The organism is Sodalinema sp. (assembly GCF_046483825.1).
GTDB lineage: Bacteria > Cyanobacteriota > Cyanobacteriia > Cyanobacteriales > Geitlerinemataceae > Sodalinema.
Genome location: NZ_JAWOCL010000241.1, coordinates 1 through 4,712 on the forward strand (window position 1 = coordinate 1; position 4,712 = coordinate 4,712).

The window sequence follows — 4,712 nt, forward strand, 5'->3', positions numbered from 1 at the left end:
CTGTTCCCTGTTCCCTGTTCCCTGTTCCCTGTTCCCTGTTCCCTCTAAAACCATGACTCCCCCCATCGCCACCTATCGCCTGCAATTCAACCCAAACTTTGGCTTTGACGCTGCCCGAGAAATCGTTGATTACCTGCATAATCTGGGTATCTCAACGATTTATGCCTCGCCAATTTTTAAAGCCCGTAGTGGCAGTAATCATGGCTATGATGTCGTCGATCCCCGAGTATTAAACCCCGAATTGGGTAGCCCCGAAGCCTTTAGCGGACTCATTGAAAAACTCCATGAGTGTGAGATGAGTTGGTTGCAAGACATTGTTCCCAACCATATGGCCTATGACAGTAATAATCCCTTTCTTGTCGATGTCCTAGAATACGGCACAAACTCCGAGTATTATCACTTTTTCGACATTCAATGGGAACATCCTGATCGCGACATTAACGGCAAAATCCTCGCCCCATTTCTGGGCAGCTTTTATGGGCAATGTCTCGAAAATGGTGAACTCAAACTTGAGTATTCAGAAGCCGGGTTAAGCATCAACTATTATCAGTTACGATTCCCCCTCCGCATTGAGTCTTACACCGAACTTCTCACCCACAATTTAGGCGAGTTGCGGCGACTTCTCGGGCGTGAACATCCCGATTTTATTAAACTCTTGGGCGTTCTCTATCTCCTTAAAGGTGCTATCACAGAAACCGAAAAACGTCAATACAAAGACCAAGCGGCATTTGTTAAAGGGTTGATTTGGGAACTTTATCAATCGAACCCGGAAATTCGCACCTTTATCGATCGCAACGTAGAAACCTTTAATGGAACGGTCGGGAATCCCGATAGTTTCGATAGTTTAGATCGGATTTTGGGGAATCAATACTTTCGTCTTGCCTTCTGGAAAGTGGGGGCAGAAGAACTCAACTATCGCCGCTTTTTTACCATTAACGAACTGATTTGTGTCAGCATCGAGGAAGAAACGGTTTTTGACCTCACCCATAGCTACATCAATAAATTGGTCGAAAATGGCTCATTCCAGGGGGTTCGCGTGGATCATATCGATGGACTCTATGACCCCAAACAATACCTCGATCGCCTCTCCGAACAACTCGGCGACACCTATATTGTCGTCGAAAAAATCCTAGAGGGCAACGAAACCCTCCCGGAAGATTGGGCAATTCAAGGCACATCAGGCTACGATTTTCTCTACACCGTCAACAATCTCTTTTGCCAAACCGCCAACGAAGCCGCCTTCACTCGTATTTATCAACGTTTCTCTGGACAATGGCGGTCGTATCATGAGTTGGAAGTTCACTGTAAACGCCTCATCGCCGAAACCAATCTCGCCGGAGATATCGAAAACCTGGCCAACTTCCTCAAACAACTGGCCAGCCAATATCGCTATGCGAGTGATTTCACCTTAGGCGGCTTACGACGGGCCATTCAGGAATTGTTGGTGGTGTTTCCCATTTATCGCACCTATATTACGCCAACGGGCTTAAATCGCCGCGATCGCAGCCACATCGAACGGGCCGTTCAGGCGGCGAAACGGCAAAAACCGCAACTGGCCAACGAATTGAGTTTCATTGAAAAGTTATGGCTATTAGACTATGACGAGGACATGAGTGAGGCTGAAAAAGCCCAATGGACTCATTTCGTGATGCGAATGCAACAGTTTTCGGGGCCATTGATGGCAAAAGGAGTCGAAGATACCCTGTTTTATATCTATAATCGCCTCATTTCTCTCAACGAAGTGGGCGGATCTCCCGGTCGTTTTGGCATTACGCTCTCGGAGTTTCATGGCTTCAACCAACAACAGGCCACCTATTGGACTGAATCCATGAACGCCTCCTCCACCCACGACACCAAACGCAGCGAGGATATGCGAGCCCGCCTCAACGTTCTCTCGGAACTTCCCGAAGAATGGGAAGCGGCGGTCACCAGTTGGAAGCAAATCAACCAAAATCGCCGCCAGGATGACTCAGAAAGTCCCGATACGAACGATGAGTATTTCCTCTATCAAACCCTGGTGGGGGTGTTTCCCTTCGATCCCTATGATTTGGGGAACGTCCGCGATCGCGTTGAACAGTATGTCGTCAAAGCCGTTCGCGAAGCCAAAGTCCACACCGCCTGGCTACGGCCCGACACCGACTATGAGGAGGCCTTTGTCGAGTTTGTCCGCCAAGTTCTGGCCGACGGCGATGACAATGAGTTTCTCGCCGCCTTCCGTCCCTTCCAACAAAAAATCGCCGGTTACGGGATGCTAAACTCTCTCTCTCAGACGCTCTTGAAACTCACCGCCCCCGGTGTTCCTGACTTATACCAAGGAACCGAACTCTGGGACTTTAGTTTAGTCGATCCCGACAACCGCCGTCCCGTCGATTATGGCCGCCAAGCCCAACTGCTACACGATTTACAAAACTGGGCCGCCGCCGATTTACCGGGACTGTTGGCCGATCTCAAATACAACGCCAGCGATGGACGGATTAAACTATTTAGTATTCACCGTCTCCTGAGTACCCGTCACCAATACCGAGAGTTATTCGATCGCGGCGAATATCGTCCCCTACGGGTTACCGGCAAACACGCCGATCGCGTGGTGGCCTTTCTGCGAAAATCAGGAGAGGCCCAGGCGATCGCGATCGCCCCCCGCTTCTGTACCGAACTCGTCGAACCCGGCGAATTTCCCCTCGGCAACGACGTCTGGGGCAACACGGCTGTAGAAATCCCCGGAAGTGCCGCCCAAACCTGGGTTGAAGCCATTTCCGGGCGATCGCTCTCCCGCCACACCACCCTCAGCGTCGGCCAACTCCTCGCCGACTTTCCCATCGCCCTCTGGGTTTCCGACTAACCCCCCTTTTGCCTATTGCCTCCCCCCTATTCCCTCCTCCCTGTTCCCTGTTCCCTGTTCCCTGTTCCCTAATATGCCCCTCCTCCCCAACAGCCCCCGCCTACAACCCGTTATCGACTACATCCGCGATACCTGGACAACCCTCACCCGCACCCAGGCCCATATCCTCGAAGCCGCTAAGGACAGTAAAATCGAGCGTCCCCCCGGTTCTCCCTGGATTGTCTATATCTCGCCCCAGGAAGATCGCGATCTCGTCCAAGCTGAATTAAAAGAGATTTTGCCCCCCTCAGAGTTAACTCAAATTGAGTTACGGGTTCTGCCGCCAGAAATGGATCAGATCGACGAACATGGTTTGTTATATCTGCCCAAATCCTACGTCGTTCCCGGTGGACGCTTTAACGAACTCTACGGCTGGGATAGTTACTTTATTGCTTTGGGGCTATTGCGGGATGGAGAACTCGAACTGGCCCAAAACGCCGTAGACTTGCTGGTGTACGAGATTGAACATTACGGAACCGTCTTAAACGCCAACCGATCCTATATGTTGGAGAGGTCTCATCCGCCGTTATTGGCACGGGGAGCCTTAGAAGTGTTTGAATACACGGAAGACCGCGATTGGCTGCGATCGCTGCTGCCGGCCCTAGAACGCTATTATTTCTACTGGACCGTTCCCCCCCACCTCAACTCCTCCACCGGCCTCTCTCGCTATTACGCCCGAGGAACCACCCCCGCCCCGGAAGTGGTCAACTCGGAACGAGACGAACGTGGACGGACTCACTACGAACGGGTACGAGACTATTACCGTCACTATCCCATCGATGCCTATGACCTGAGTTTGTTCTACCACCGCAACAGTGATAGTCTCACCGAACTCTTCTATCAGGGCGATCGCTCCATGCGAGAATCAGGCTTTGATATCACCAACCGCTTTGGGCCGTTTAGTGCCGATATCGTCCATTACGTCCCCGTCTGTCTCAACGTCCTCCTCTATCAAATGGAACGAGACATCGCCGAAATTCACCATCTCATGGGACATTGGGACTCCGTAGAAGTCTGGAAGAAATACGCCCACAACCGACAACAGGAAATTGATCGCTTTCTCTGGAATGAGGAGACGGGGTTATATTTCGACTACAATTTCCGCACCGAAACCCGAGGGACCTATGAGTTTGTCACCACCTTTATGCCTCTCTGGGCCGGACTCGCCTCCCCCGAACAAGCCCAACGCTTAGTGGACAATCTAGCGAAATTTGAGACCAAAGGCGGACTCCTCACCAGTACCCATGTCTCGGGGAACCAATGGGATGCCCCCTTCGGCTGGGCGCCCCTCCAGTTGTTTGCCATCAAGGGCCTACGCCGCTACGGTTATCATGATGAGGCGGACCGTCTGACGGAGAAATTCATCAGCGTGGTAGTCACGGAGTTTGAGAAAAGCGGGACTCTTGTGGAAAAATACGATGTGGAGCGATGTTCAGCCGATGTCTCCGCTGAGATCCTCTTTGGCTACAGTTCCAATGAGATTGGCTTCGGCTGGACCAATGGCGTAGTTCGCGAACTCCTCCACGACTGGCAGCAGCGATCGCCCTAACCCCCCTCCAGCACTCCCAAACTTTTGTTAGGATGGAAAAAGACTTATCGCCCCCCAACGGCCATTGCCATTAAGGTAACCCAAAGCCTAGGTAATTCGTTCCGGCAGGGGAACCCACCCCTACCCCTCCCAAGAGGGGATTTTTCGCCCCGAAGATTGCAAACCGGAACCCACCCCACCCTACTGCCTACTGCCAGAAAAGGGCGCGCCACTTGCGGTACGCCCCTACATCTTTTCTGTTCCCTGTTCCCTGTTCCCTGTTCCCTGTTCCCTGTTCCCTGTTCC

The 4,712-nt window shown here is 52.0% G+C and carries 2 protein-coding genes; both read left to right on the forward strand.

Annotated elements, in window-relative coordinates:
* Positions 1-52 precede the first annotated feature (52 nt).
* Entirely contained in the window at positions 53-2,839 is a 2,787-nt protein-coding gene (gene treY / locus R6U67_RS15395; protein WP_410253365.1) for a malto-oligosyltrehalose synthase, read from the forward strand.
* A 73-nt stretch (positions 2,840-2,912) separates the two neighbouring features.
* Complete coding sequence (locus tag R6U67_RS15400) at positions 2,913-4,427, forward strand: trehalase family glycosidase (RefSeq protein ID WP_410253366.1); 1,515 nt, start codon at positions 2,913-2,915, stop codon at positions 4,425-4,427.
* Positions 4,428-4,712: the final 285 nt, after the last annotated feature.

Bases quoted from the DNA above. Each gene is read 5' to 3' on its own strand.
- R6U67_RS15400 (WP_410253366.1), top strand. From the start codon at position 2,913: ATGCCCCTCCTCCCCAACAGCCCCCGCCTACAACCCGTTATCGACTAC.
- treY (WP_410253365.1), top strand. From the start codon at position 53: ATGACTCCCCCCATCGCCACCTATCGCCTGCAATTCAACCCAAACTTT.